General features: G+C 39.0%; 23 protein-coding genes. 2 read left to right on the top strand and 21 right to left on the bottom strand.

Going from position 1 to position 23,441, the window contains the following annotated elements; translation table 11 throughout:
• Positions 1-83: 83 nt before the first annotated feature.
• Genes L877_RS0108360 through L877_RS13580 form a run of 9 tightly spaced genes read right to left on the bottom strand, consistent with a single transcriptional unit; the run spans position 84 to position 11,916 of the window.
• A complete protein-coding gene (locus L877_RS0108360; RefSeq protein WP_034785439.1) occupies positions 84-4,595 on the bottom strand; it encodes a PolC-type DNA polymerase III in 4,512 nt (1,503 codons plus the stop codon).
• A gap of 11 nt (positions 4,596-4,606) precedes the next feature.
• Positions 4,607-5,659, bottom strand: a complete 1,053-nt coding sequence (ispG, locus tag L877_RS0108355; RefSeq protein WP_026835674.1) for a flavodoxin-dependent (E)-4-hydroxy-3-methylbut-2-enyl-diphosphate synthase — start codon at positions 5,657-5,659, stop codon at positions 4,607-4,609.
• 24 nt (positions 5,660-5,683) lie between these two features.
• Positions 5,684-6,805 carry a M50 family metallopeptidase gene (locus L877_RS0108350; protein WP_026835673.1) on the bottom strand — a complete coding sequence of 374 codons (1,122 nt, stop codon included), beginning with the start codon at positions 6,803-6,805 and terminating at the stop codon, positions 5,684-5,686.
• 20 nt (positions 6,806-6,825) lie between these two features.
• The gene (gene dxr / locus L877_RS0108345) at positions 6,826-8,001 is read right to left on the bottom strand and encodes a 1-deoxy-D-xylulose-5-phosphate reductoisomerase (RefSeq protein WP_026835672.1); all 1,176 of its coding nucleotides are present in this window, start codon (positions 7,999-8,001) and stop codon (positions 6,826-6,828) included.
• Positions 8,002-8,031: 30 nt separating this feature from the next.
• Positions 8,032-8,838, bottom strand: coding sequence for a phosphatidate cytidylyltransferase (locus L877_RS0108340; protein ID WP_026835671.1), 807 nt, complete (start codon positions 8,836-8,838; stop codon positions 8,032-8,034).
• A gap of 16 nt (positions 8,839-8,854) precedes the next feature.
• On the bottom strand, positions 8,855-9,556 hold the full coding sequence (locus L877_RS0108335; RefSeq protein WP_026835670.1) for an isoprenyl transferase: 702 nt from the start codon (positions 9,554-9,556) through the stop codon (positions 8,855-8,857).
• Positions 9,553-10,107: a ribosome recycling factor gene (gene frr, locus L877_RS0108330; protein ID WP_026835669.1), complete on the bottom strand. Its 555-nt coding sequence runs from the start codon at positions 10,105-10,107 to the stop codon at positions 9,553-9,555. The genes L877_RS0108335 and frr overlap by 4 nt, the downstream gene beginning before the upstream one ends.
• Positions 10,108-10,146: 39 nt before the next feature.
• On the bottom strand, positions 10,147-10,851 hold the full coding sequence (gene pyrH, locus L877_RS0108325; RefSeq protein ID WP_026835668.1) for a UMP kinase: 705 nt from the start codon (positions 10,849-10,851) through the stop codon (positions 10,147-10,149).
• 30 nt (positions 10,852-10,881) lie between these two features.
• Positions 10,882-11,916, bottom strand: a complete 1,035-nt coding sequence (locus L877_RS13580) for a bactofilin family protein (protein ID WP_051437765.1) — start codon at positions 11,914-11,916, stop codon at positions 10,882-10,884.
• 203 nt (positions 11,917-12,119) lie between these two features.
• Here L877_RS13580 and L877_RS0108315 point away from each other — a divergent pair, with 203 nt between their 5' ends.
• Both L877_RS0108315 and L877_RS0108310 read left to right on the top strand, forming a co-directional pair.
• Positions 12,120-12,830, top strand: coding sequence for an AzlC family ABC transporter permease (locus L877_RS0108315; RefSeq protein WP_242837139.1), 711 nt, complete (start codon positions 12,120-12,122; stop codon positions 12,828-12,830).
• Positions 12,823-13,131, top strand: coding sequence for an AzlD domain-containing protein (locus L877_RS0108310; RefSeq protein ID WP_026835666.1), 309 nt, complete (start codon positions 12,823-12,825; stop codon positions 13,129-13,131). The genes L877_RS0108315 and L877_RS0108310 overlap by 8 nt, the downstream gene beginning before the upstream one ends.
• Before the next feature lie 105 nt (positions 13,132-13,236).
• Here the strand turns inward: L877_RS0108310 and L877_RS0108305 are convergent, their stop codons facing one another.
• The 12 genes from L877_RS0108305 to L877_RS0108250 all read right to left on the bottom strand — a co-directional run bounded on the left by L877_RS0108305 (position 13,237) and on the right by L877_RS0108250 (position 23,432).
• A complete protein-coding gene (locus L877_RS0108305) occupies positions 13,237-14,280 on the bottom strand; it encodes a 3-deoxy-7-phosphoheptulonate synthase (protein ID WP_034785438.1) in 1,044 nt (347 codons plus the stop codon).
• Between the two features lie 93 nt (positions 14,281-14,373).
• The gene (gene tsf / locus L877_RS0108300; RefSeq protein WP_026835664.1) at positions 14,374-15,306 is read right to left on the bottom strand and encodes a translation elongation factor Ts; all 933 of its coding nucleotides are present in this window, start codon (positions 15,304-15,306) and stop codon (positions 14,374-14,376) included.
• 29 nt (positions 15,307-15,335) lie between these two features.
• Positions 15,336-16,061 carry a 30S ribosomal protein S2 gene (gene rpsB, locus L877_RS0108295; protein ID WP_026835663.1) on the bottom strand — a complete coding sequence of 242 codons (726 nt, stop codon included), beginning with the start codon at positions 16,059-16,061 and terminating at the stop codon, positions 15,336-15,338.
• 273 nt (positions 16,062-16,334) lie between these two features.
• On the bottom strand, positions 16,335-16,544 hold the full coding sequence (locus L877_RS0108290; RefSeq protein WP_026835662.1) for a hypothetical protein: 210 nt from the start codon (positions 16,542-16,544) through the stop codon (positions 16,335-16,337).
• 15 nt (positions 16,545-16,559) lie between these two features.
• Complete coding sequence (locus L877_RS0108285; protein ID WP_026835661.1) at positions 16,560-17,399, bottom strand: DUF3737 family protein; 840 nt, start codon at positions 17,397-17,399, stop codon at positions 16,560-16,562.
• A gap of 50 nt (positions 17,400-17,449) precedes the next feature.
• Positions 17,450-17,839, bottom strand: coding sequence for a hypothetical protein (locus L877_RS0108280; protein ID WP_026835660.1), 390 nt, complete (start codon positions 17,837-17,839; stop codon positions 17,450-17,452).
• A 36-nt stretch (positions 17,840-17,875) separates the two neighbouring features.
• Positions 17,876-18,871, bottom strand: a complete 996-nt coding sequence (locus L877_RS0108275) for a leucine-rich repeat domain-containing protein (protein WP_026835659.1) — start codon at positions 18,869-18,871, stop codon at positions 17,876-17,878.
• 123 nt (positions 18,872-18,994) lie between these two features.
• On the bottom strand, positions 18,995-19,993 hold the full coding sequence (locus L877_RS0108270; RefSeq protein WP_026835658.1) for a leucine-rich repeat domain-containing protein: 999 nt from the start codon (positions 19,991-19,993) through the stop codon (positions 18,995-18,997).
• A gap of 66 nt (positions 19,994-20,059) precedes the next feature.
• A complete protein-coding gene (locus L877_RS0108265; RefSeq protein WP_026835657.1) occupies positions 20,060-20,707 on the bottom strand; it encodes a DUF6115 domain-containing protein in 648 nt (215 codons plus the stop codon).
• Positions 20,708-20,717: 10 nt separating this feature from the next.
• Positions 20,718-21,023, bottom strand: a complete 306-nt coding sequence (locus L877_RS0108260) for a hypothetical protein (protein ID WP_026835656.1) — start codon at positions 21,021-21,023, stop codon at positions 20,718-20,720.
• Between the two features lie 25 nt (positions 21,024-21,048).
• Positions 21,049-22,623 carry a DUF342 domain-containing protein gene (locus L877_RS0108255; RefSeq protein WP_207637251.1) on the bottom strand — a complete coding sequence of 525 codons (1,575 nt, stop codon included), beginning with the start codon at positions 22,621-22,623 and terminating at the stop codon, positions 21,049-21,051.
• 35 nt (positions 22,624-22,658) lie between these two features.
• A complete protein-coding gene (locus L877_RS0108250; protein ID WP_341349140.1) occupies positions 22,659-23,432 on the bottom strand; it encodes a FliA/WhiG family RNA polymerase sigma factor in 774 nt (257 codons plus the stop codon).
• Positions 23,433-23,441 lie beyond the last annotated feature (9 nt).

Genomic DNA, 23,441 nt, shown 5'->3' with positions numbered 1-23,441 from the left:
TTCTAACCTCACTGTATAATAATCAAATTTACGGATTTCACACAAATCCAACTATAGATTATTTTACAATACTTAGGACGAAATTACAATAGTAAATGGTCTCCAAAATCAAATATTGACAACTGATCTTTCTCAGGCAAATTTCCGAGAAGTCCCAACCGATTCATAGTCTCAGTTACTGTAGAATTAACCTTACTTCGATTTCTAAAGTTCTCTCTAGAACTAAACTTGCCTTTCTTAGCAGCTTCAACAAGTCCTTCTGCAGCCGATGCTCCCATTCCATCAATGGCAGTAAGCGCAGGCATGATTTTATCATCAATAACCTGAAAACTACTGGCCTTGGCTCGGTAAATATCTATAGGCATAAATTCAAAGCCTCTGGCATACATTTCCTGTACAATTCTCATGTCACCAAACTCAGCAACATCCTTGGGACTCGGCTTCTGGTTCTTCTTGAACTCCTTCATGTGCTTCTCCAGAACATCTCGTCCCATACACATTTTCTCATAATTAAATGCCTTGGCACGAATACTGAAGTAAGCTGCATAGTACGCCTGTGGAAAGAACACCTTAAAGTAGGCAATTCTAAATGCCATCATGACATAGGCAACCGCATGAGCTTTTGGGAACATGTACTTAATCCTTTTACAGGATTCTATGTACCAGTCCTCTATTCCGGCTTCCTTCATGGCCGCTTCCATCTCAGGCCATTTTTTCTCTTTGCCCTTGGCAACCTTTCCCTTACGGACAGCCTCCATAATATCAAAAGCAAGTCCCTTCTCTACACCTTTGTGAATCAGGAATGTCATGATATCATCTCGAGTACATATTGCCGTGGACAGGGTACAATTTCCCTGCTCTATAAAATACTGTGCATTGTTGAGCCATACATCTGTTCCGTGAGATAAGCCCGATATTCTAACAAGATCCGAAAAATTCTTGGGCTTTGTATCCCTCAACATCTGCATTACGAAATCCGTACCAAACTCAGGGATTCCCAAACTTCCCAGGTCGCAGTCCATCAACTCATCCGGCCCAATTCCCAGTGAACTTGTGTCCTCAAACAGTGCCAAAACTTCCTTGTTATCGAGAGGAATCTTCTGAGCATTTACCCCAGTTATATCCTCTAACATTCTTATCATGGTAGGATCGTCGTGTCCGAGTATATCTAGTTTCAAAAGGTTGTGGTCAATGGAGTGGTAGTCAAAGTGGGTTGTAATAATAGGCGTGTTCATATCATTGGCCGGATGCTGAACAGGTGTAAATGTATAAATCTCATTTCCAAGCGGAAGAACTATGATACCGCCCGGATGCTGCCCTGTTGAGCGCCTGATTCCCTCACATCCCTTGGAGAGTCTCATTATCTCCTCATGACGCTTTGGAGTCTCTCTCTCTTCAAAGTAGTGCTTTACAAATCCATATGCCGTTTTCTCGGCGACACCGGCTATAGTACCGGCTCTAAAAGTCTGCCCTGCACCAAAGATAACCTCAGTATATGCATGAGCCTTACTCTGATACTCACCCGAAAAGTTAAGGTCTATATCCGGCTCTTTGTTTCCATAAAAACCAAGGAATGTTTCAAAAGGTATATCATGCCCATCTCTCTCGAGTTCTGCCCCACAGTTGGGACATTTCTTTGGTGGCATGTCAGATCCCGAACTTCCTGAAAATGCCTTTACTTCCTCGGAGTCAAAATCACTGTAATGGCATTCCTTACAATAGTAATGCGCGGGAAGAGGATTAACCTCCGTGATTCCTGACATGGTGGCAACAAAGGAAGATCCTACCGATCCACGGGATCCAACTAGATAACCATCCTCATTGGATTTCCATACCAACTTCTGCGCAATGATGTACATAACGGCAAATCCATTGGATATAATAGAGTTTAATTCTCTATCCAGTCTCTCCTTAACTATCTCCGGAAGAACTTCTCCGTACATTGACTTCGCCTTATTGTAACAAATCTCTTTTAGCATCTCATCTGAATTCTCAATTACAGGTGGACATTTATCCGGATAAACCGGTGAAATTCTCTCAATCTCGTCGGCAATCTTATTGGTATTGGTAACAACCACTTCAAAGGCTTTCTCTTCCCCAAGATAGCTAAATTCCTCTAACATCTCGTCTGTAGTTCTCATGTATAGTGGTGGCTGTGTGTCCACGTCGCGCATTTTCTTGCCCGCAAGGATGATTTTCCTGTAAATGTTGTCCTCGGGATCAAGAAAGTGCAAATCACATGTGGCCACTACCGGTTTGTTGTATATTTCTCCCAACTCCACTATTCGCCTGTTGTAATCTCTTATATCCTCTACAGAGTTGACCGACTCAATCCTCTCACTCTCTATCATAAAAAGATTGTTATCCACAGGCTGAATCTCCAGATAATCATAAAACTCACATAATTCCTTAATTCTCCTCTGTGGCTCATCTCTCAAAAGCGCGGAGTAGAGCTCACCGGCCTCGCAAGCAGATCCAATTATCAATCCCTCTCTATACTTCTGTAAAAGGCTCTTAGGAATCCTTGGATGTCTGTGAAAATACTGAAGATGAGCAAGTGATACCAGTCTATACAAATTAACTCGACCAATCTCATTCTTGACAAGAACTATACAATGATTAGGATGCTTTTTCTTGACAATCTCCTCTGAGTTATCTGTCTTTTCCTTGAGAATATCAAGATTGTCAATTCCCATATCGCCAAGCATACTTATCATTTTTTCAAATATTCCAGCAGTCGCCTCGGCGTCATCCACAGCTCGGTGGTGATGCCCAAGAGAAACCTTGAGCTTTTTGGCCACATTATCAAGTGTAGCTTTTCCAAGATCCGGAATAAGATATCTTGCAACATTCACCGTATCCACTACGGTAAAATCAGTATCTATGCCTTGTTGTTTCGCCTTTTCAACGATAAAACCATGATCGAATCCGGCATTGTGAGCAACAAGAACCGCATCTCCTATAAATTCAAGGAATTTTGGAAGCATGGTCTCGATGGTTTCTGCATCTTTGACCATATCTTCTGTAATAGATGTGAGTTTCGTTATATGGTCCGGAATATTTATCTCTGGATTCACAAACTCACTGAATCGGCTCACAATCTTTCCATTTTTGATTTTGACGGCACCTATCTCTATAATTTTATCATTCGCCTCAGAAAAACCGGTAGTTTCGAGGTCAAATACTACAAATTCGTCCATCAAACTCTGTGATTTTGGGTTAAACACTGCCGGATTGTAAATATCATCAACCAGATAAATCTCACAACCGTAAATAACCTTAAAATCATCATCTTCATCCAAGCCCAAATCTTCAAAAGCATGGTTTGCTTCCGGGAAGGCCTGAACCACTCCGTGATCTGTTATAGCAACTGCCTTGTGTCCCCAATCATGAGCTCTCTTGACAAGTTCTCCAATCGGAGTTATTCCATCCATGTCACTCATCTTGGTATGAGCATGGAGTTCCACTCTCTTGACCTTTGCCTTGTCCTCTCTCTTTACTCTGAAATCCTTGATTTCCTTTATACCCATGACATTGTTAATTGCAAGAGTATGATCAAAATCATCATGCCTGGCAACTCCCTTAAATCTCAGAAAATTGCCTGTAGACAACATGGTCTTCAGCTCGCCTTCCTCCATGATTGCCTGCTTGACAAAGAACTTAACCCTGATTGTATCTGTAAAATCTGTCACGGCGAGAATAATAATATAGTTTCCACTCTTTATCTGACGCTCTTCAAATTCGAGGACTTGTCCCTCAATCACAACTTCTCCAATGTCATCTTGAATGTCTATAATCTTAACAACATTTCCCTCACAATTGTTTCCATAAATAAGATCAGGATCCTTCGGTACTCTGTTGTAACTCTTTCTCTTGGCATATCCACCGCCATTTCCAGCCGATTTGAAACCACCTGCTTTTTCCTTTGCAGGCTTTTCTCCGCCGCCTCCCTTATCTGCGCCGGCTCCGGCTCCATCTGCCCCAGATTTCTTGTTCTTCTTTCTCTCGGCCTTTTCTTGCTTTATCTCTTCCGCAGTTTTCGCTCTCGGCAAATACTCAATATGATATACTTCCGGCTCCCATTCACCTACTTCTTTTCTCTCCACAAACTCGAATTCAACTTCGGGCTTTAAGTCAAAGTGATTTTTAAAATACATGGTAATAGTAGCCTTAAACTCCTCCATGTAACTTCTGGAGAGAAAAGACTCCTCTGCAACTAATGTTATTTTATTATCTGTCACTTTATATGGGTATTTGAAGAAAAAATTTGCAGCAACAACATTGATGTCCTTAAGCTCTTCGACCATTTGCTTTCCGATTTTTCCAACTATATCTTCTACCGTCTGACGTTCATATCCAGTATATTTCAGATAAATGTTCGGCTTTATATTCATGCTCTTGAAAACCTGTCTAAAAAGCTCTCTCTCCATCGCTTCAATTCTAGGATAACTGAGCAAATGGTCCTTGCGACAATATATATATACAATTTTCTTTTCTTTGGATGCCACAATCTTATCAACTACAACATCGCCGTACTCATTCTTAAGAGTATTATTACACTTTAGATTAGAAAACACTGAGAAAAATGCTTCCATCAAATATCACCTCAATTATTCCAATTATCTAATTCATACTTCAAGGTTGATATAAATTCGCCTTCCGGCAGCTTCTTTATAACTTCTCCGTGCTTGATAAGAAGTCCTTCCCCTATTCCACCGGCGATTCCGATATCAGCTTCTCTGGCTTCTCCCGGTCCATTGACAACGCATCCCATGACAGCAACCTTGATATTTAAATGATCATAATCCTGAACAAGTTCTTCTACAGCTGTAGCAAGACCTATCAGGTCAATCTGTGTTCTTCCACATGTTGGACAAGATACAACAGTAATCCCACCACTTCTTAGACCCAATGTCTTGAGAATCAGCTTCGCCGCCTTAACTTCTTCGATGGGATCTCCTGTCAAAGAAACCCTTATAGTATCCCCTATCCCCTGGTACAGAATATTGCCAAGTCCTATTGATGACTTAATACTTCCCGACATGACCGTGCCAGATTCTGTAATTCCAACATGCAATGGATAATCCGTTTTCTTTGAGATTATTTCATGAGCTTTAATGCACATTAACACATCCGAGGATTTAATACTTATCACAAGATTCTCATAACCGAGTTCTTCGATAATCCTCACTTTATCAAGGGCGCTTTCTACTATCCCCTCTGCTGTAACGCCTCCGTACTTCTTCACAAGGCCTGACTCAAGAGAACCACTGTTAACTCCCACTCGAATAGGAACATTATATTCTTTACACTTATCTACAACAGCCTTGATTCTTTCCATATTGCCTATATTCCCAGGATTTATCCTGATTTTATCGGCTCCATTCTCCACTGCGGCTATAGCAAGCCTATAATCAAAGTGAATGTCAGCCACCAGCGGAATATTTATCTGTTTCTTTATCTCAGATATTGCTTTGGCTGCCTCCATAGTCGGAACTGCAACTCTGATAATGTCACATCCAGCGGCTGCAAGTCTGTTAATCTGCTCAACCGTGGCCTTCACATCTTCAGTTTTAGTATTTGTCATTGATTGGATTGCGATGGGATTATCCCCACCAATCTTGACATTTCCTATGGCAATTTCCCTTGTATTATTCATGGATGCACCTCACATATCTTTATATCACTTAGCAATTAGTTTCACAATATCATTATACATAATTAGTACCATGAGAAGCATGAGAAACGCAAAACCTCCGATGTTAATTCCATTCTCAATTTTCTCAGGCAAAGGTTTTCTTCGTATAGCCTCAATAACAAGGAGGAAAAGTCTTCCGCCGTCCACAGCTGGGATTGGAAGCAAGTTCATAACTCCAAGATTCGCTGTGAGAAGAATTCCCATGTTCAGAACATTTACCACCACGAGAAGCAATCCCTCCGGTGCACTCTGATCAACTACATCTCCGACCATTTTCACAATTCCAACCGGTCCGGATGCCTCCTTGACACTTACGCGACCACTTGCAAGCATATACAAACTCTTGAGGGTTGTGGAAATCCAGAACTTAACCTCATAGAGAGAGTATTTTAAAATCGTTAAGACATTGTCCTTTATGCGTTGACCGTGGAAAAAACCGAGCTTGACACTCTTAGTGCCATCTTTGTTTACCTGTTCTCTCGGATTTACGGCCACAGTATTCTCCTTGCCATCGCGCTCATATGTGATTTGAACAGGTTTTCCTACTTCTAGCTGGTTGAACTGAAGAAAGAAGGAAATCTCACGGTCAACAACGATTTTCTCGCCGTCAATAGATGTAATCAAGTCTCCTTCCTTGATTCCGGCCTCCTGAATAGCAGAATTCTCCGAAAAACCGGTGACAACAGCTTTATCCCATCCAACTAATCCAATGACAAAAATAGCAAGGATGAATGCAAGGATAAAGTTAAAAAATGGTCCGGCAAATATAACTGCCATTCTCGCACCGACGCTCTTCTGGTTGAAAGCAGCTTCTTCTTCAAGATCCTGCTCCATCTCTCCAAGCATTGCACACGATCCACCAAATGGAAGCACTTTCCACGAATAAATGGTATGTCCCTTGAACTTTTCATCCTCAAAAAATGATGAGGAACCGAAGAATTTTACAACCTTTCCCTCATCTGTTTTAACATAAGATATAATTCTTGGGCCCATCCCAAGAGAAAACTCAATAACTCCAATTTTGTTCGCTTTAGCGACGATAAAATGTCCAAATTCATGGAAAAGTATAATCGCACTAAACAATACAATTGCTATAAATATATTCATTCTAACTCTCCTTATTCTGGTTAGATTTTCCTTTGTAAATAGGAATCTAACTTCTCATATGTCTCTTTTTCAACTAACAGAATATCATCTAAAGATGGATTTTCTGTGACCAAATGATTATCCATCGCATATTCTATCAATTCGTAGATTTCAACGAATGAAATCTTCTCGTCAAGAAATGCAGCGACTGCATACTCATTAGCCGCATTCATGACCGTTGTCATACTTCCGCCAATCTCAAATGCTTTCTTTGCAAGCATAATCCCCTTCAAATTTTCAGATGGTTCTTCAAAAGATATAGAACTTATCTTAGAAAAATCCACTCTCTCGCCAGACATCCTTGGCCTTCGAGGATACATCAAGGCATACTGAATCGGCACTTTCATATCTGGTGTGCCTATCTGTGCCATGATAGCGCCATCCTGAAATCCCACCATTGAATGAATCAAGCTTTTAGGTTGAACAACAACCTTGACCTTGTCAATCGAGCATCTAAATAGATGACATGCCTCGATAATCTCTAGCCCTTTGTTAATCATCGTAGCAGAGTCGATGGTGATTTTTTTCCCCATGCTCCAATTGGGATGGTTAAGCGCATCCTTTACTGTCACATTTTTCAGCTCATCCTTACTATAATGGCGAAATGGTCCGCCCGAAGCCGTCAGATAAAGACTCTCTATCTCATCGTAGCCACCACTTTGCATACATTGAAATATTGCTGAGTGTTCACTGTCGATAGGGAGCAACTTGACACCATGCTCCTTTACAAGTGGCATAATCAGATGTCCTGCTGTAACCAATGTCTCTTTGTTGGCAAGGGCAATATCCTTGCCTTTTTCAATCGCTGATATGACCGGTCTTAATCCAATCATACCAACCATTGCCGCCACAACTATGTCAATTTCTTCCATAGTTGCACACTCTATAATACCATCCATTCCACTGAGAATTTCCGGCATACTTTCGCTGTTTAATTTATATCTATCTCTCAATTCATCCTCTAACTCGCGAGAATACTCTGCATTCTTCATGCAAACTTTCTTGGGATGAAACTTCACAATCTGTTCTGCGAACAACGGAACATTGGTTCCTGCAACCATAGATACTATGGCTAATTCCTCTTGATTATTGAGCACAACCTCCAAGGTTTGAGTTCCAATAGAACCCGTTGATCCAAGCAAACAAATACTTCTCATCTTTAACCACCTCTAATTACATAACCATAATTATTTCAAAAATAGAATTACGAGATAATATACAAATGGTGAAACAAATAATATACTATCTATTCTATCTAACACTCCACCATGTCCGGGAATTAGATCGCTAAAATCCTTGATATCATATCCCCTCTTGATGGCGGAGGCTGCCAAATCCCCAATCTGTGAAACTGCTGAACACAACAATCCAATGATAAAAAATGCCAGGTGCATATTGATATTAAATAAGCAATTGACATCCGTCGGTATAAAGAACGAATATACAAGAGATAAAACTGCCGTTCCCAAGCATCCGCCTATACATCCCTCAACAGTTTTGTTGGGGCTGATCTTGGAAAAATGTTTTTTTCCAAATAATCTTCCAAATAAGTATGCAAATGTATCTGAACCGGAAGATCCGATGATAATAAGCCACACAAACCAACTTCCGTGTGATAATTCTCTCGTCATATAGGCATGTGTCAGCAAGAATCCCACATATATTATGGCAAAAAAGCCTAGGCAGACATCTTTATACTTAGTTTTCTCATTTTTAAAGACATAACAACCAAGTAAAGACACTGCAGCTATAGCCAATACCATATTCTCATACTTACTCATATCCAAAAAATGTAAGAAGTATATAAAAAATATTGCAATATATGATGTAAATGCAACCGGTGTTTTCTCGATTCCTCCCGCCTTTAGCAACTCATAAGCTGCCACAAGCGAGCATAGCGCTACTAATGCCAGAAGATAATTACCTCCCAGCACAAGTGCGGCAGCAGTAACAGCAAGCATAATCACTGCACTGCCCAGTCTCTTAATAAACATTATCGATTACTCCAATCTATTTGTTTTTTACGCCACCAAATCTTCTATCTTTACCGTTGTAGTAATCTATAGCCTTTTCCAATTCCTTTTTATTGAAATCTGGCCAGAGCACATCTGTAAAGTAAAATTCTGTATATGCCAATTGCCATAACAGAAAATTTGACAATCTCTCCTCGCCACTGGTTCTAATCAATAAGTCCGGATCAGGTATTCCCTTTGTATCAAGATAATCTGAAAGTATGTCCGCAGTTACCTCGCTAATTTTTCCATCCTTGTAATCAGCACAGATACGATTAGTGGCGCGAACAATCTCGTCTCTACTTCCATAATTCAATGCAATAATAAAGTTTAAGCCCTGATTATTATCTGTGACTTTTTCCAACTCATTGATCTTTTTGACGAGCTCAGGATCGAGTCCCGTCTTATCTCCTATAACTTTGACTCTCATGTCATTCTTCATACTTCGCTCGATACAGTCCACAAGGTACTTTCCAAGCAACTTCATAAGCGCATCTACCTCGTCCTGTGGGCGACTCCAATTCTCAGTAGAAAATGCATAAACAGTCAAATATTTGATGCCCAGGTTCCATGCATCCTCGCATATCTGCTCAACGGTCTTCGCCCCAGCCACATGTCCGGCTTTGCGAGGAAGTAGGCGTTTTTTCGCCCATCTTCCATTGCCATCAAGTATGATTGCCACATGTTTTGGAATACTCATACTGTCATTACCTCATCTGACTTATTCTCAATAGCTGAGTCAACTTTCTTCACATAGCTATCTGTAAGCTTCTGAATCTCATCTTCAAGGGTCTTCTGCTCATCCTCAGAAATCTCGTTTGCCTTGCTCTGCTTCTTGATAGTCTCATTGGCATCACGTCTGATATTTCTGATGGCAACTTTGGCATTTTCACCCTTCTTCTTTACGTCCTTAACGAGTTCCTTACGGCGCTCTTCTGTGAGCTCAGGAAATACAAGTCTGATAATCTTTCCATCATTAGCCGGTGTAAGACCTATATCTGATGCGATAATGGCATGCTCTATGTCCTTAATAAGACTTGCATCCCATGGCTGAATCTGAATCATTCTCGCCTCAGGAACTGACACATTGGCAACACCCTGAATATTGGTTGGTGTTCCGTAGTAATCAACCTGAATCTTGTCCAAAATATGAGGATTTGCTCTTCCTGCGCGAATATTTACATACTCTTCCTGCAAATTGGATAGAGTCTTTTCCATTTTCTCTTCATAAACTTTCTTATCGAATTCCATAATATATACCTCCAAATTATGATCTATTTTCTTTTATTATTAATCTGTCGTAACTGTCGTGCCGGTACATCTACCCTCTACACAATTAATAATGCTATTCTCCTCGTTGAGTGAGAACAAACACATAGGCATCTTGTTCTCATAACAGAGAACAGCTGATGCTAAGTCTACAACAGCTAATTTTTCATCGATAACACGACTGATAGGAAGTGTGTCATACTTCTTGGCATCCGGATACTTTTCTGGGTCCTTGTCATATACGCCATCAATTGACTTTGCCGCAAGAATCACATCAGCCTGAATCTCCACAGCTCTGAGTGCTGTAGCTGTGTCTGTAGAAAAGTATGGATGACCCGTTCCGCCGGCAAGAAATACCACCATATTCTTAGAGAAGTACTTCTCCACGCGGTCTCTACTGAAAAGCTTTGTAAATGATCCGCACTCGAACGGAGTGAGAACCTGTGTCATCATCCCCGCATTTCTGCAAATTTCAGACATGTAGATACAATTCATAACTGTTGCAAGCATACCAATCTGATCTGCTTTATTTCTCTGAATAGTATCACTTGAAGCTCCTCTCCAGAAATTTCCACCGCCAATAACGATGGCTACTTCACATCCACTTTCATTAAGTTTCTTTATCTGCTCAGCAACTTTTACACATGTTGCCTCGTCAAATCCAGTGCCCTTGTCACCGGACAATGCCTCTCCACTAAGCTTTAACAATACTCTCTTATATTTCATATTCTCTCTCCTTAAATATACATAAATTATTTAAAAGATGCTGTCAAGATCTACATCAGCGTATTTTAGTGAAATATTCCCCTCAACCACAGCTCCACTGTTGAGCTGAATTGATTTTGCAGTTATATTTCCAACTACTACCGCTGTAGAATCGATCTCAACCGGACCATTTACAATGATATTACCTCTCAATGCGCCGGAGATAATAAGAGAAGTACCCTCTACATCTCCCACAACAACTGATCCAACATCAATATTTACAATTCCTCTACTGCGAAGGTTGCCCTCATGCCTCTGAGTACTCACGAATATCTCTGATGCTTCACTATCCCCGGACACTGTACCCATGATAGAAAGCTTTCCTAGGCAGTCAACATCACCATCAATAACTCCCTTGACAACAAGAGAGGTATCCGACTGAATTCCACCCTTGATGGTGGTTCCTTTGGTAATAACGGTAGTTTCATCAACAGATGGTCCGTCTGCCGTCTCGAAGGCATTCACCTCCTCCATCTTGGCCTGATACTCTTCCAATGTCATATCCCCCACATTATCTTCATCGAAAATATTCTGTGAATCCTCGACTTCTTCTTCTTTAAATTCTTCTTCTGAAGTCTCTTCCTCTTCTGAAGTCTCTTCTTCCAACTCTTCTTCTAAAGTTTCTTCAGTTTCTTCAGATTCTTCAATATCATTTTCCAATTCTTCACTTGCCATATCTTCTCCCCCGTCAGAATCTTCGGAAACATCATCTCCCTCAGATTCCTCTTCTTTATTCTGCATATTAAATGCCTGTATGCTCTCCTCGATCTTACTTATCTCATCCTCAATAGAATCCTTTTCTTGAGAAACATCCTCCTTGGAATTCTCATCCTCCATGATATCATTGAGCTTTGCATCATCCTGCAAAAAAGAATCTATCTCCTGCTGAACCTCGTCTTCGATACTAGCTTGATCCTCATCCTGGTTATTAGCGTCCTGGTTTTCTGTCTCTTGCTCTTCGAGAGACTCAGCGAGTTCATCCATGGACTGTGCTATATCGTCCTTTAAATCCTTAAAAAAACTCATTAAACGATCCTCCGTTCCATACTACTATTGCAAACACATATACATCATATGACCCTTTTACAGGTTCGATGTACATCCCCTTGTTGCATACACTATATTATTATACCTTATTTGGTCAAAAATTCCAACTAATTTTTTTCCATCGACACAAATCACAATTTGTGATACACTAGAATAGTGCTTTTTAAAAAAATAATGAAAGAATGGATATTATGCAAAACTATTTAAAAGGTTTAAAAGACGGAATTCCCATTGGATTGGGGTATATAAGTGTAAGCTTCACCTTTGGTTTGATAGCTACTTCCAAGGGGTTTTATTGGTGGCAGGCACTTCTGATTTCGATGCTTGTTCTCACATCTGCCGGACAATTTTCGGCAATTGATGTTATGCTCACACCGGGAAGATTTGTCGAACTCATTATCTCACAGATTACGATTAACATCAGATATTCCTTTATGAGCATCTCACTCTCACAAAAAGTGGACGAAAAGTTCGGAAAAATATTCCGTCTTCTATATGGGTTCTTTATAACAGATGAAATATTCGCTGTTGCCAGCATGAAAAAAGAAGTCACACGGTCATACTTTGGCGGTCTTTCAACTATGCCATGGATTGGCTGGACAGCCGGAACTCTTTTGGGTGCAATAGCAGGCAACGTTCTTCCTGCAAGCATCATAACCGCACTGGGAATAACCATATATGCAATGTTTATAGCTATAATAACACCGGGAATTATTGAGGATATGAAGGTTGCAATTACTGTCTTCATCTCTGTATTGCTAAGCTTATTCTTTTACTATGTTCCTGTTGTAAACACCGTTCCTGTCGGTTTTTCAATTAGTATCTGTGCAGTTGTCGCCGCTCTGGTAGGTGCTTTAATACTCCCCGTAAGTGAGGTGAATGAAGATGAATAATATTCAGTTTTTCTCATATCTTGCAATACTTGTCGCTGTTACCTATCTCATAAGATCAGTGCCATTTGTTGCCTTTTCCAAGAAGATTGATAATCAAAGGATACGGAGTTTTCTCCACTATATTCCCTATACTGTTCTCGCTGCAATGACAATTCCAGCAGTTTTCTATGTTACATCCAATGTAATCTCAGGAATAATTGGTTTTATCATAGCAGTTATAACTTCAACGAGAACAAAGTCGCTGATAATTGTTGCATTGATTTCTTGCATTGCAGTATATATAACTGAATTAATAATATAAAAAATGACCAACCAATTCAAGACTTCAACGTCTCGAGTCGGTTGGTCATTTTAATGGAAACGCATATTGCTGGTCTTACAAGCTTTGCTTGTAAGACAATTATTATTAAATAATATCCGCTACATCATAGATTAATTTTTCTGATTTTTCCCAACCAAGACATGGATCGGTAATTGATTTACCATATACACCATCTCCAACACCTTGAGCTCCATCTTCGATATAACTCTCTATCATGAAACCTTTGAGAAGTTTGCTGATTCTGTCATTATGTCTTGCAGAATTGAGAACTGCCTTGATAATTCTAGGCTGTTCAAGTGGCTTTTTGCCAGAATTTGCATGATTGGTATCCACAATAAGTGAAGGGAACTTGAGAAAATCATTTTCATCATAGCAATCACACAATCTAAGCAATTCCTCGTAATGATAGTTTGCCTTGGACTGTCCGTGTGAATTGGTATAACCACGCAAAATTGCATGTGTGTACGGATTTCCCTCTGTGTGAACTTCCCAGCCCCTGTAAATAAATGTATGAGAATGCTGTGCAGCCATAATGGCATTCATCATGATTGAAAAATCTCCACTTGTTGGATTCTTCATACCCACCGGAACATTTACACCACTGGCAGTGAGTCGATGCTGTTGGTCTTCTACGCTTCTAGCACCTACAGCCACATAACCCAAGATATCATCTAGATATCTATAGTTTTCAGAATAAAGCATCTCATCTGCACAGACAAAACCAGTTTCTTTGACTGCCTTCAAATGAAGGTGTCTTGTTGCAGTAATACCCTTGAACAAGTCTGGTTTAGCAGTAGGATCCGGTTGATGTAGCATTCCCTTATAACCAGCTCCTGTTGTTCTAGGCTTATTGGTATATATTCTTGGTACGATAAAAATCTTATCCTTTACTTTTTCCTGAACCGGACATAGTCTGGATACATAGTCAATTACGCTATCTTCATTGTCCGCAGAACATGGACCTATAATCAGAATAAGTCTGTCATCCTTTCCTGCAAAAATATCTAATAACTCTTCTCTACGCTTTGTAATTGTTTTTTTTACACTTTCATCCACAGGAATCATATCTTTAACTTCTGCAGGAAGTGCAAGCTTTCTTTCGAACTGAATGTTCTTATTGATGTTCATGTTTTTCTCCTTCAAATATAAAATTATAAGTTCAATGCAAAAGGCATGAAGAGATAAACCCTTCATGCCCATAAAGTCTTGAATTAATAAGAATTATTTAAGCTGTGCTGCAACCTCAGCTGCAAAGTCCTCATTCTTCTTCTCAAGACCTTCTCCAGTCTCAAAACGAACGAATGACTTAAGCTCGATTGTTGTACCAACACTCTTGCTTACAGACTCAACATACTTAGCGACAGTCTCTTTGTTCTCAGCCTTAACATAAACCTGCTCTGTAAGACAAACTTCTTTGAGCTCTTTATTAAGACGTCCGATGATCATCTTCTCGATAATCTCATCTGGCTTGTTTGCATTCTTAGGATCGTTCTTTGCCTGAGCAAGAAGAACTTCCTTCTCTTTCTCCTTGTACTCTTCTGATACATCATCAGCTGAAAGGTACTTAGGATTCATAGCTGCAATCTGCATAGCTACGTTCTTAAGGCACTCAACAACCTCGTCACCAGTGTTGTCAGTCTTTGCTGCAACGAGAACACCAATCTTACCGCCAGCGTGGATGTAGTCAACAACCATTCCATCTTCTGCAGCAACTTTCTCAAAACGACGAATGTTCATGTTCTCACCGATTGTAGCAATCATAGATGCAAGCTCTTCACTAACTTTCTTAGAAGAATCCTTAGCCCAAGCCTCATCAAGGAATGTCTCAACATCAGCAGCGCTTGATGTGTTAATCTGCTCAACTACATCTTTTACGAAATCCTGGAACTTATCATTCTTAGCAACGAAATCTGTCTCACTGTTAACCTCAACGATTGCAGCATTCTTGCCGTCTGCGCTGATAGTTGTCTTAACAATACCTTCTGCAGCAATTCTTCCCGCTTTCTTCTCAGCCTTTGCAAGACCGTTCTCGCGAAGATAATCTACTGCTTTATCCATATCGCCATCTGTCTTTGTAAGAGCTTTCTTACAATCCATCATTCCGGCGCCTGTCATCTCTCTTAACTCTTTAACCATAGATGCTGAAATAGCCATATTACTTACTTCCTTTCACAAATATTATATTACTCTGCATCAGCAGCCTCGTCCTCTGAAGCTGTGAATGTCTCACCCTGCTTTGCTTCGATAACAGCGTCAGCCATCTTAGAAACGATAAGCTTAACTGCACGAATAGCATCGTCATTACCAGGGATTACATAATCAAGCTCTTCTGGATCACAGTTTGTATCAACAATACCGATAAGAGGAATACCAAGAATGTGAGCCTCCTGAATACAAATCTTCTCTTTCTTAGGATCTACAACGAAGATTGCATCTGGGATATCCTTCATATCTTTGATACCACCAAGGTTCTTCTCGAGCTTAGCCCACTCTTTCTTAAGGTTGATAACTTCCTTCTTAGGAAGTACATCAAATGTTCCGTCCTCTGACATCTTCTCGATATCTTTAAGTCTCTTAATACGAGTCTGGATTGTCTTGAAGTTAGTAAGCATACCTCCAAGCCATCTCTCATTTACATAGTACATTCCGCAACGCTCTGCCTCATTCTTGATTGAATCCTGAGCCTGCTTCTTTGTACCAACAAAAAGAATGTTTCCGCCATCTGCAACAACATCTTTGATTGCATTGTAAGCCTCATCTACTTTGCCTACAGACTTCTGAAGGTCAATGATATAGATACCATTTCTCTCTGTGTAGATGTACTCATCCATTTTAGGGTTCCATCTTCTTGTCTGATGTCCAAAATGAACACCTGCTTCAAGTAACTGTTTCATTGAAATAACACTCATTACTATTTACCTCCGTTTGGTTATTTTCTTCCGTTGACTTCAAATCCCTCTAAGACCGCAAAACCACGGCACCCTTAAACAAGATCCGCCAACGTGTTTAATCAACGCTTAATATTTTAACACATAAGATGTTAAAATGCAAGAACTTTTTTTCAATTATTATTGCTTCTCTAAAAGCATTTTTTATCGTCTTCTCTAAAAGTTTTGTTAAATGCAACGAGTCCACTAGGATTTACCTAGTAGACTCGTAGTATTTTCATTAATGCGACATATCTATCTAGTGTCATTTTTTTTATTCTGACGGACAAACTCATATATAACAATTAGTATAATTAGAGAAAAACCTAAACCTCCAAGAATAATAGCCGGAAATATATATCTCCCAAGCCCTGTAGCAAACAAAACAAAATTCATGGCAAGAAAAAGTACTAATGCTAGGATAATTCCTACTTTGCTGAATATTTTAAATTTCTTTAACTGCATACAAACTCCTCCTTGCTAACGTATAATTATGTCCGCGTCACATTCCATAACAGAATCTTCATTAATAATTTCTCCAATAGAGTCCGCCACGATTCTTCCTGATTTTGGATTCTTAACAGAGATGATATTTCCTTTTACGTCTGCATCCACTTCAGAATATTCAAAAGACAAATCTGTTTCCTCCATGGTACAATTAATTAATCGTAAATTTTTGCAATAGCAAAGGGGTTGTGTTCCTATAATCTGACAATTTATAAGAGTTAAGCCTTCTGAAAACCATGCCAAATACTCTCCCTTAACCACACTATCCCTGACCGTGACATTTTTACTGTGCCAAAAGGCATCTTTGGTGTCTAGAATTGAATTGTTAATTGTGAGATTATCCATATATTGAAAAGAGTACTTTCCCTTCATTTTGACGTTATTTAGTTCCGCATCTCTTGTGTCAAAGAATATATACTCTGACTCAAGCTCAGAATCATTGATTACTATATTCTGCGACTTCCAACCAAACTCAACAGAGTTCACTTTGCAATTCTCTATTATGATATTACTGCACTCTCGAATCGCCTTGATTCCTCCAAGAGTACAATTATTAATATATCCAAAGTTTGAATACCAGATAGCAGCTCTAGTCAACTCATCCATAGACACGTCTTCCATTAAAAACTTTTGAACATGCCATAGAGGATATCTAAGAGAAAACCTGCAATTAACTACTTCTATATTACGCGACTCTTTTAATACAGACTCCCCATCTGCGGGGCCATCAAATATGCAATTTTCAACTCTTGTATCCACAGCATTATATAAGGCTCTCTCTTCATCAAAAGCCTGTCCTTCTATCACCTTCATAATACTATCATTCCTATTCTTGTTGTTTTGTTTTGTAAAAATAAAGCAATTTACTGCTCATTTCTATTATTATATCTTGAGGCAGATGTTATATCCTGCCGACTTTTTTCTAACTTTTGCTTCATCTCCCTAGTTTTCTTGGAATCCTTTATCTCAGATGTGCTCGTTTCTACATTTGTAGAAATCACTTTCTTATCTTCTTTCTTTTCCTTTCTCGGTCTTGCAGTAGGTTTTACTGTCGGAATTGGTGTGGGTTGTTTGGCTTGTTCTGAGACAGCTGACTCTACACTAGCTGACTCAACATTTGGAAATACCATTCCCAGCTGCTTTGCCTTCCGTATAATATCAACCTCACTGTCATGTCTATAGAAAATACATAGAATAAGCGCTGTTAAAACCATGCCTATTCCAAGACCGCGAAAAAACATCTTTGCGTTCACTTCTATTTCCTCCATTATTTAAAATTGTCTTACAAGCTATTTCTTCTTTAAAGCCTTAATCCTTATCTTCTTTGACAATCCACTCTTTTTAAGCATTTTAGTATACTTCTTTTTCATGGACTTTGGCACCTTGATTACCACTTTGCGTGATAAGCCACCAAAGGAATTCTTTTCAATCTTTTTTACTTTCTTTGAATGGATTTCTATGACACGAAGGTTTTTAGTCGGAAGTAAATCAAACATCTTTTTAAAAACCTTACAGCCATAATCTCCGTTATCAATTCTCTTCACATTTTCTGGCAATATAATCTTTTTCAATCCACTTCCTGCAAACGCACTCATTGCTACACGGGTAACACTTTTAGGAATATCCAACACTTTTAGTTTCTTACAATTAAAAAATGCTGATCCACATATTCTTGTTGCATTGCTTGATAATTTAACACTTTGCAAATTCCTATTATCTCCCATCACTCCTATTTCTATTTTTCTTACGTTATTAGGAAATGTAAATTTCTTTATTGTTTGGCAATCCTCAAATGCACCTTCCCCAATCCTTTTTACATTTTTAGGCATTTCACTTATTTCAAGTTTACGGCACGATCCAAACGCCCCCTCACCAATGGTCTTAAGATTTTCAGGAAGGTTGATATTCTTTAGTTCCAAATTATAATCAAACGCATCGTATTTTATTTCTGTTAAAGTCTTTGGTAGTTCAACTGATTCCACATTTAAAAAATCACGAAGAGCCGTTTTACCTATTACCGTTATTCCCTCTTCTATCACTACATGTTCTGCCTTTTCACTCCAATCATACCATCCTGGTTCTGGACAATGTCCATCCATTTCAAAATCTGAAATCGGTCCTGTTCCAGAAAATGTTAAGGTTTTTGTTCCCTTATCATAGTTCCATGTTATATTTTTTCCATCTTTCCCCGATGTCTTTTTTGTTTTTGCGTCTATACTGAGGGGTGTGATACACATACAAATACTCAAAATTATTGCTATAATTTTTCTTATTCTTACTTCCATTTTTTAGTCAACCCCTTTTACATTCTTATTTGCAAGGTTTTTCACAACTTCTTTTCTTAGTTTGCGCTTCAGTGATTTCATCCACTTACAACATCTCTGTTTCACGAACTATTACAGAAAATCCTATTTCTTCTTTAAAGCCTTAATCCTTATCTTTTTTGACAATCCACTCTTTTTAAGCATTTTGATATACTTCTTTTTCACGGACTTTGGCACCTTGATTACCACTTTGCGTGATAAGCCACCAAAGGAATTCTTTTCAATCTTTTTTACTTTCTTTGAATGGATTTCTATGACACGAAGGTTTTTAGTCGGAAGTAAACCATACCTCTTTTTAAAAACTTTACGACCATCTTCATTTCCGTTATCAATTCTCTTCACATTTTCCGGTAATACGATCTTTTTCAATCCACTACCTTTAAAAGCACTCATCGCCACACGTGTAACACTTTTAGGAATATCCAACACTTTTAGTTTCTTACAATTATAAAACGCCCCTCCACATATTCTTGTTGCATTGCTCGACAGCCTAACATCTTGCAAATTCCTATTATCTCCCATCACTCTTCTTTCTATTTTTCTTACGTTATTAGGAAATGTAAATTTCTTTATTGTTTGGCAATTCTCAAATGCACCTTCCCCAATCCTTTTTACATTTTTAGGCATTTCACTTATTTCAAGTTTACGGCACAATTCAAACGCCCCCTCACCAATGGTCTTAAGACTTTCAGGAAGATTGATATTCTTTAGTTCCAAATTATATTCAAACGCATCGCATTTTATTTCTGTTAAAGTTTCTGGCAATTTAACAGACTTTACGTTCATAAAATGATACAATGCCATTTCTCCTATTACCGTTATTCCCTCCTCTATCACTACATGTTCTGCCTTTTCACTCCAATCATACCATCCTGGTTCTGCACTATGTCCATCCATCTCAAAATCTGAAATCGGTCCTGATCCAGAAAATGTTAAGGTTTTTGTTTGCTTATCATAGTTCCATGTTATATTTTTTCCATCTTTCCCCGATGTCTTTTTTGTTTTTGCTTCTATGCTGAGGGGTGTGACACACATACAAATACACAAAATTATGGCTACAGTTTTTCTTATTCTTACTTTCATCTTTTTACAACTCTCTTTACACTCTTACTGTTTTTCATGTTTTGCTTCTCACCAATCTACAACTATCTACTTACAATAAAGCGAAATCAACAACTTGACCTCACCCTGACCAATTTGAAGCTCTCTGGAAATCTCCATTACTGACATTCCACTCTTATAAGCCTCTATTATCCTATCTTTGATTCTGCTGGATTTCTCAGACGGATCGATTATTTCTGCAACGGTATCCTCTGAAACCTTTGACTTTTTCTCTGGCTTTCCAGATTTTTTCTTGCCCTTGGATGACAACTCTATTTCTAGTTGTCCTTGCAAATTATCCGTTCTGGTAGAGCCATATTGATTGGTCTTAGCCATTATTTCCTTGAGTGATTTTTCTTTGTCCTCAAGCATGCTATACATAAATACGACTTCCTCATGGTTGTTCTCAATCTTGGCCATCACTTCTGAGGCAAACTCATCAAATTGCATGATTTTGTCATTGCTTTTTTTATTGAGAATTTCATCAGCTTCTAACAGGACTTCCTCTTTTGAAATTGTGAGAATATTATCTATTTGTCTTTTTATCAGTTCCTCTTCTTTGTGGGACCAAATCTGAATCGAATTAGGTTCCTCACCTTCATCTACAGTTTCATAAGAATTATGTCTTCCAACCAAAAAACTAATTCCTATAAAGCTAAATCCCAGCACAAGGATTATAATCTCTATTGCTAACATGTTTCCTCCGTCAAATCATAATATCAAACTTACTATCTGATCTAGGTGCCATTACCTCTTCTTGACCATTATCCTTTTTTTTGCGATTTCTGTTACCGCCCCCTCTATGGTCAGGATTGGCATCTCTATCCATATTCTCGGTCTCACTTTTCTGACTTTCCACTGCTCTGTGGGCATCATGCTCCACATTTCTCTGTAGTGAAAATGCTCCTTGATCCAAGATATTTTGATTCATCATCTGCTCTCTATTGGCATAACCAGCAGCTTCGTTTGTTCGCGGCGCCAGTGTAGCCGCATCTATTCCACTTATCGGCATAATATCATCTCCTCTTGTTTCAAAATCAAAGGGCTTTAGAGCGAATATCCGCTCCATCTCTCACAAACTTGCAGTGTGAAGTATCCTTGCTAATTACAAGCGATACATCATGAATTGATATCTTAACTCCTGAGTATACTTTCCCACCTACATTTATGGAGGCTTTTCTTGTCCTCTCTAGTATTTCCTCAGCCAGTTCTATCCTCTCTCTCAAAACGCTAATCTCCTTCAAAAGCTTTGGTTTTGAGGATATGGCTGTCTTGAGAAATTGTATGTGTGCTTCCTTTACTTCATCTTCAATTTCGATGGACTCCTTAATAACCTCGAGAACTTCATTGAGCTTATTAATTGATGCTCTAGCCTCGTCTATCTTTTTTTCGTGACTATTGATCTGTTTACTGAGTTCTATTCCGGAAATTAATTCTACTTTTGTAGAAGAACCCATATTGGAGCCAAGATTACTAGCTTCAATCTTTCCATAAGACCGAACATTTCCACCATTAATCAGGCCTTTTCTTCCAAGAACGGCTATACTACCCTTGCACTCCACATCGCTGTGTAAAAGCGCATCGCACTTAAGGTCTCCACCGCATACAACTTGACTATTTTCTATAAATTTGGCTGTTATATTTCCATTGGCTTCTATTCGACCGCGACTCATTCCCTGCATACCACGAAGGATGACAATGTTACCACCTGCATATATATCCGCTCCCTCTACGGCGCCATTTATGATTATATCACCTGTTGCACGAATCGAATAACCGGTATTGACATTTCCATTGACCTTTACACTTCCATTGTAATCAATATCACCAGTAGATGTATCTACATTGGCTGGTACCTCATAAATATCTGATACCATTACTAAATCTTCCACAAGGGATACATGACCTGAAACCATCGAATAAATAGTACATTTGTCTTCAGATATACGAATATTTCTACCATATCGAAGGCTCTTGGTATTTACTTTCTTCGCCAATAATTCCTTGCCTCTGACGTCAATTCCATTCTTGCCGCGCATAGCCGGCGTGAGTCTTGCCAACATATCTCCCGCCTCTACTGCTTTGATATTCCCCAATTGGTGAAAGTCAACACTTCCATCCTCATTGAGTTTGGGTTTTACCGTTGTAGTTATATCAAAAAAATACTCTATAGAGGCATCATAGCCCTCTATAGGTTCGGTTGCCCTCGCAATCACGTAATCTGTGCAATACTGCCTATTTTCAATAAAATCGTCCACGGCATTTTCATCAATCCCATGAATCACTCCCATAAACTGAATATCACTTATAATCTCCTCTTTGTCGATCAAGTCTCCTCCAGCTGCTGGGGGATAAAACCTTGCTATTGCCGTTCTTCCCTCATCTTTAACAGTTATGTCAAGATGCTCGCGTTCTGGCATTATAGTCTCCATAGACAGCAAAAATGGTGTTTCATAATTCTCACTGTCAATGTAAGATTTTAGCGCAACAACATCGATCCTATCAATATTGATAAAATCGATGTATCTTGTTATTTCATCCACAGATAATTTTTCACATCCCTCGTCTCCCGGGGTCACCTGTAGATATGTTTTGTTATTCTTACAAATCACTTGAAAATACGAATTCTTCATGTCTTCACCCATTTTTAAAACAAATTAATTAGTTCAATTGCATCTCCAATCTGTCCTTTGATTTTCGTCAAAGCCTTGGTATGCAATTGTGATACTCTCGACTCCGAAACCTCCAAAATTTTACTTACCTCTTTGAGAGTCAATTCTTCATAATAGTATAATGTAATAACTGTTCTCTCTTTTTCAGTCAACACACCAAGCGCATCTATCAATCTCTGCTTTAGCTCTTCTTTTTCTATAGCATCCTCAGGCTGTTCAAACCTGCTACTTCCTGATACATCATATCTGGTATCCCCGCCCTGTTCTATAAAATCATCAAGAGAAACCAGGTTTGTAAAGCTAACCTCGTTCTTCAAGTCGTGATAGTCTTCCATGGAAATATTCAGCTCACCTGCCACCTCTTCATCTGTAGCTTGTCTTCCATATTGACCTTCAAGCTTAACTATTGCCTGATCCAATTGCTTTTGCTTCTGACGAAGCGCTCTTGGTATCCAATCCATTTTTCTTATCTGATCAAGTATGGCTCCCCTAATTCGCAAGCTGGCATATGTCTCAAATTTAACATTTTTTTCTATGTCAAATTTGTCAATAGCATCAATCAATCCGAAGACACCATATCCCACGAGATCATCATACTCTACAGTATATCCTAGATACATCCCCATTCGTCCGGCTACAAGATTAACCAGATTTGCATATTCAATTATAAGTTTTTCTCTGAGCTCAGGAGTTTTCTTAGCTTTATACTTCTCCCATAGCTTCTTTCTCTCTGATTCCTTCATTGCCATAACTTTTTT

Origin of the sequence: Eubacterium xylanophilum ATCC 35991 (assembly GCF_000518685.1) — a bacterium.
Taxonomy (GTDB): Bacteria; Bacillota; Clostridia; order Lachnospirales; family Lachnospiraceae; genus Eubacterium_F; species Eubacterium_F xylanophilum.
Note: the sequence above shows the minus strand (reverse complement) of the source record. Positions and strands in the feature narration are given on the sequence as shown.

What these genes read in the sequence shown, in the direction of transcription:
- L877_RS0108360 (WP_034785439.1), bottom strand. Translation starts at nt 4,595, where the DNA reads ATGGAAGCATTTTTCTCAGTGTTTTCTAATCTAAAGTGTAATAATACT.
- ispG (WP_026835674.1), bottom strand. Translation starts at nt 5,659, where the DNA reads ATGAATAATACAAGGGAAATTGCCATAGGAAATGTCAAGATTGGTGGG.
- L877_RS0108350 (WP_026835673.1), bottom strand. Translation starts at nt 6,805, where the DNA reads ATGAATATATTTATAGCAATTGTATTGTTTAGTGCGATTATACTTTTC.
- dxr (WP_026835672.1), bottom strand. Translation starts at nt 8,001, where the DNA reads ATGAGAAGTATTTGTTTGCTTGGATCAACGGGTTCTATTGGAACTCAA.
- L877_RS0108340 (WP_026835671.1), bottom strand. Translation starts at nt 8,838, where the DNA reads ATGTTTATTAAGAGACTGGGCAGTGCAGTGATTATGCTTGCTGTTACT.
- L877_RS0108335 (WP_026835670.1), bottom strand. Translation starts at nt 9,556, where the DNA reads ATGAGTATTCCAAAACATGTGGCAATCATACTTGATGGCAATGGAAGA.
- frr (WP_026835669.1), bottom strand. Translation starts at nt 10,107, where the DNA reads ATGGAATTCGATAAGAAAGTTTATGAAGAGAAAATGGAAAAGACTCTA.
- pyrH (WP_026835668.1), bottom strand. Translation starts at nt 10,851, where the DNA reads ATGAAATATAAGAGAGTATTGTTAAAGCTTAGTGGAGAGGCATTGTCC.
- L877_RS13580 (WP_051437765.1), bottom strand. Translation starts at nt 11,916, where the DNA reads ATGAGTTTTTTTAAGGATTTAAAGGACGATATAGCACAGTCCATGGAT.
- L877_RS0108315 (WP_242837139.1), top strand. Translation starts at nt 12,120, where the DNA reads ATGGATATTATGCAAAACTATTTAAAAGGTTTAAAAGACGGAATTCCC.
- L877_RS0108310 (WP_026835666.1), top strand. Translation starts at nt 12,823, where the DNA reads ATGAATAATATTCAGTTTTTCTCATATCTTGCAATACTTGTCGCTGTT.
- L877_RS0108305 (WP_034785438.1), bottom strand. Translation starts at nt 14,280, where the DNA reads ATGAACATCAATAAGAACATTCAGTTCGAAAGAAAGCTTGCACTTCCT.
- tsf (WP_026835664.1), bottom strand. Translation starts at nt 15,306, where the DNA reads ATGGCTATTTCAGCATCTATGGTTAAAGAGTTAAGAGAGATGACAGGC.
- rpsB (WP_026835663.1), bottom strand. Translation starts at nt 16,061, where the DNA reads ATGAGTGTTATTTCAATGAAACAGTTACTTGAAGCAGGTGTTCATTTT.
- L877_RS0108290 (WP_026835662.1), bottom strand. Translation starts at nt 16,544, where the DNA reads ATGCAGTTAAAGAAATTTAAAATATTCAGCAAAGTAGGAATTATCCTA.
- L877_RS0108285 (WP_026835661.1), bottom strand. Translation starts at nt 17,399, where the DNA reads ATGAAGGTGATAGAAGGACAGGCTTTTGATGAAGAGAGAGCCTTATAT.
- L877_RS0108275 (WP_026835659.1), bottom strand. Translation starts at nt 18,871, where the DNA reads ATGGAAGTAAGAATAAGAAAAATTATAGCAATAATTTTGAGTATTTGT.
- L877_RS0108270 (WP_026835658.1), bottom strand. Translation starts at nt 19,993, where the DNA reads ATGAAAGTAAGAATAAGAAAAACTGTAGCCATAATTTTGTGTATTTGT.
- L877_RS0108265 (WP_026835657.1), bottom strand. Translation starts at nt 20,707, where the DNA reads ATGTTAGCAATAGAGATTATAATCCTTGTGCTGGGATTTAGCTTTATA.
- L877_RS0108260 (WP_026835656.1), bottom strand. Translation starts at nt 21,023, where the DNA reads ATGCCGATAAGTGGAATAGATGCGGCTACACTGGCGCCGCGAACAAAC.
- L877_RS0108250 (WP_341349140.1), bottom strand. Translation starts at nt 23,432, where the DNA reads ATGGCAATGAAGGAATCAGAGAGAAAGAAGCTATGGGAGAAGTATAAA.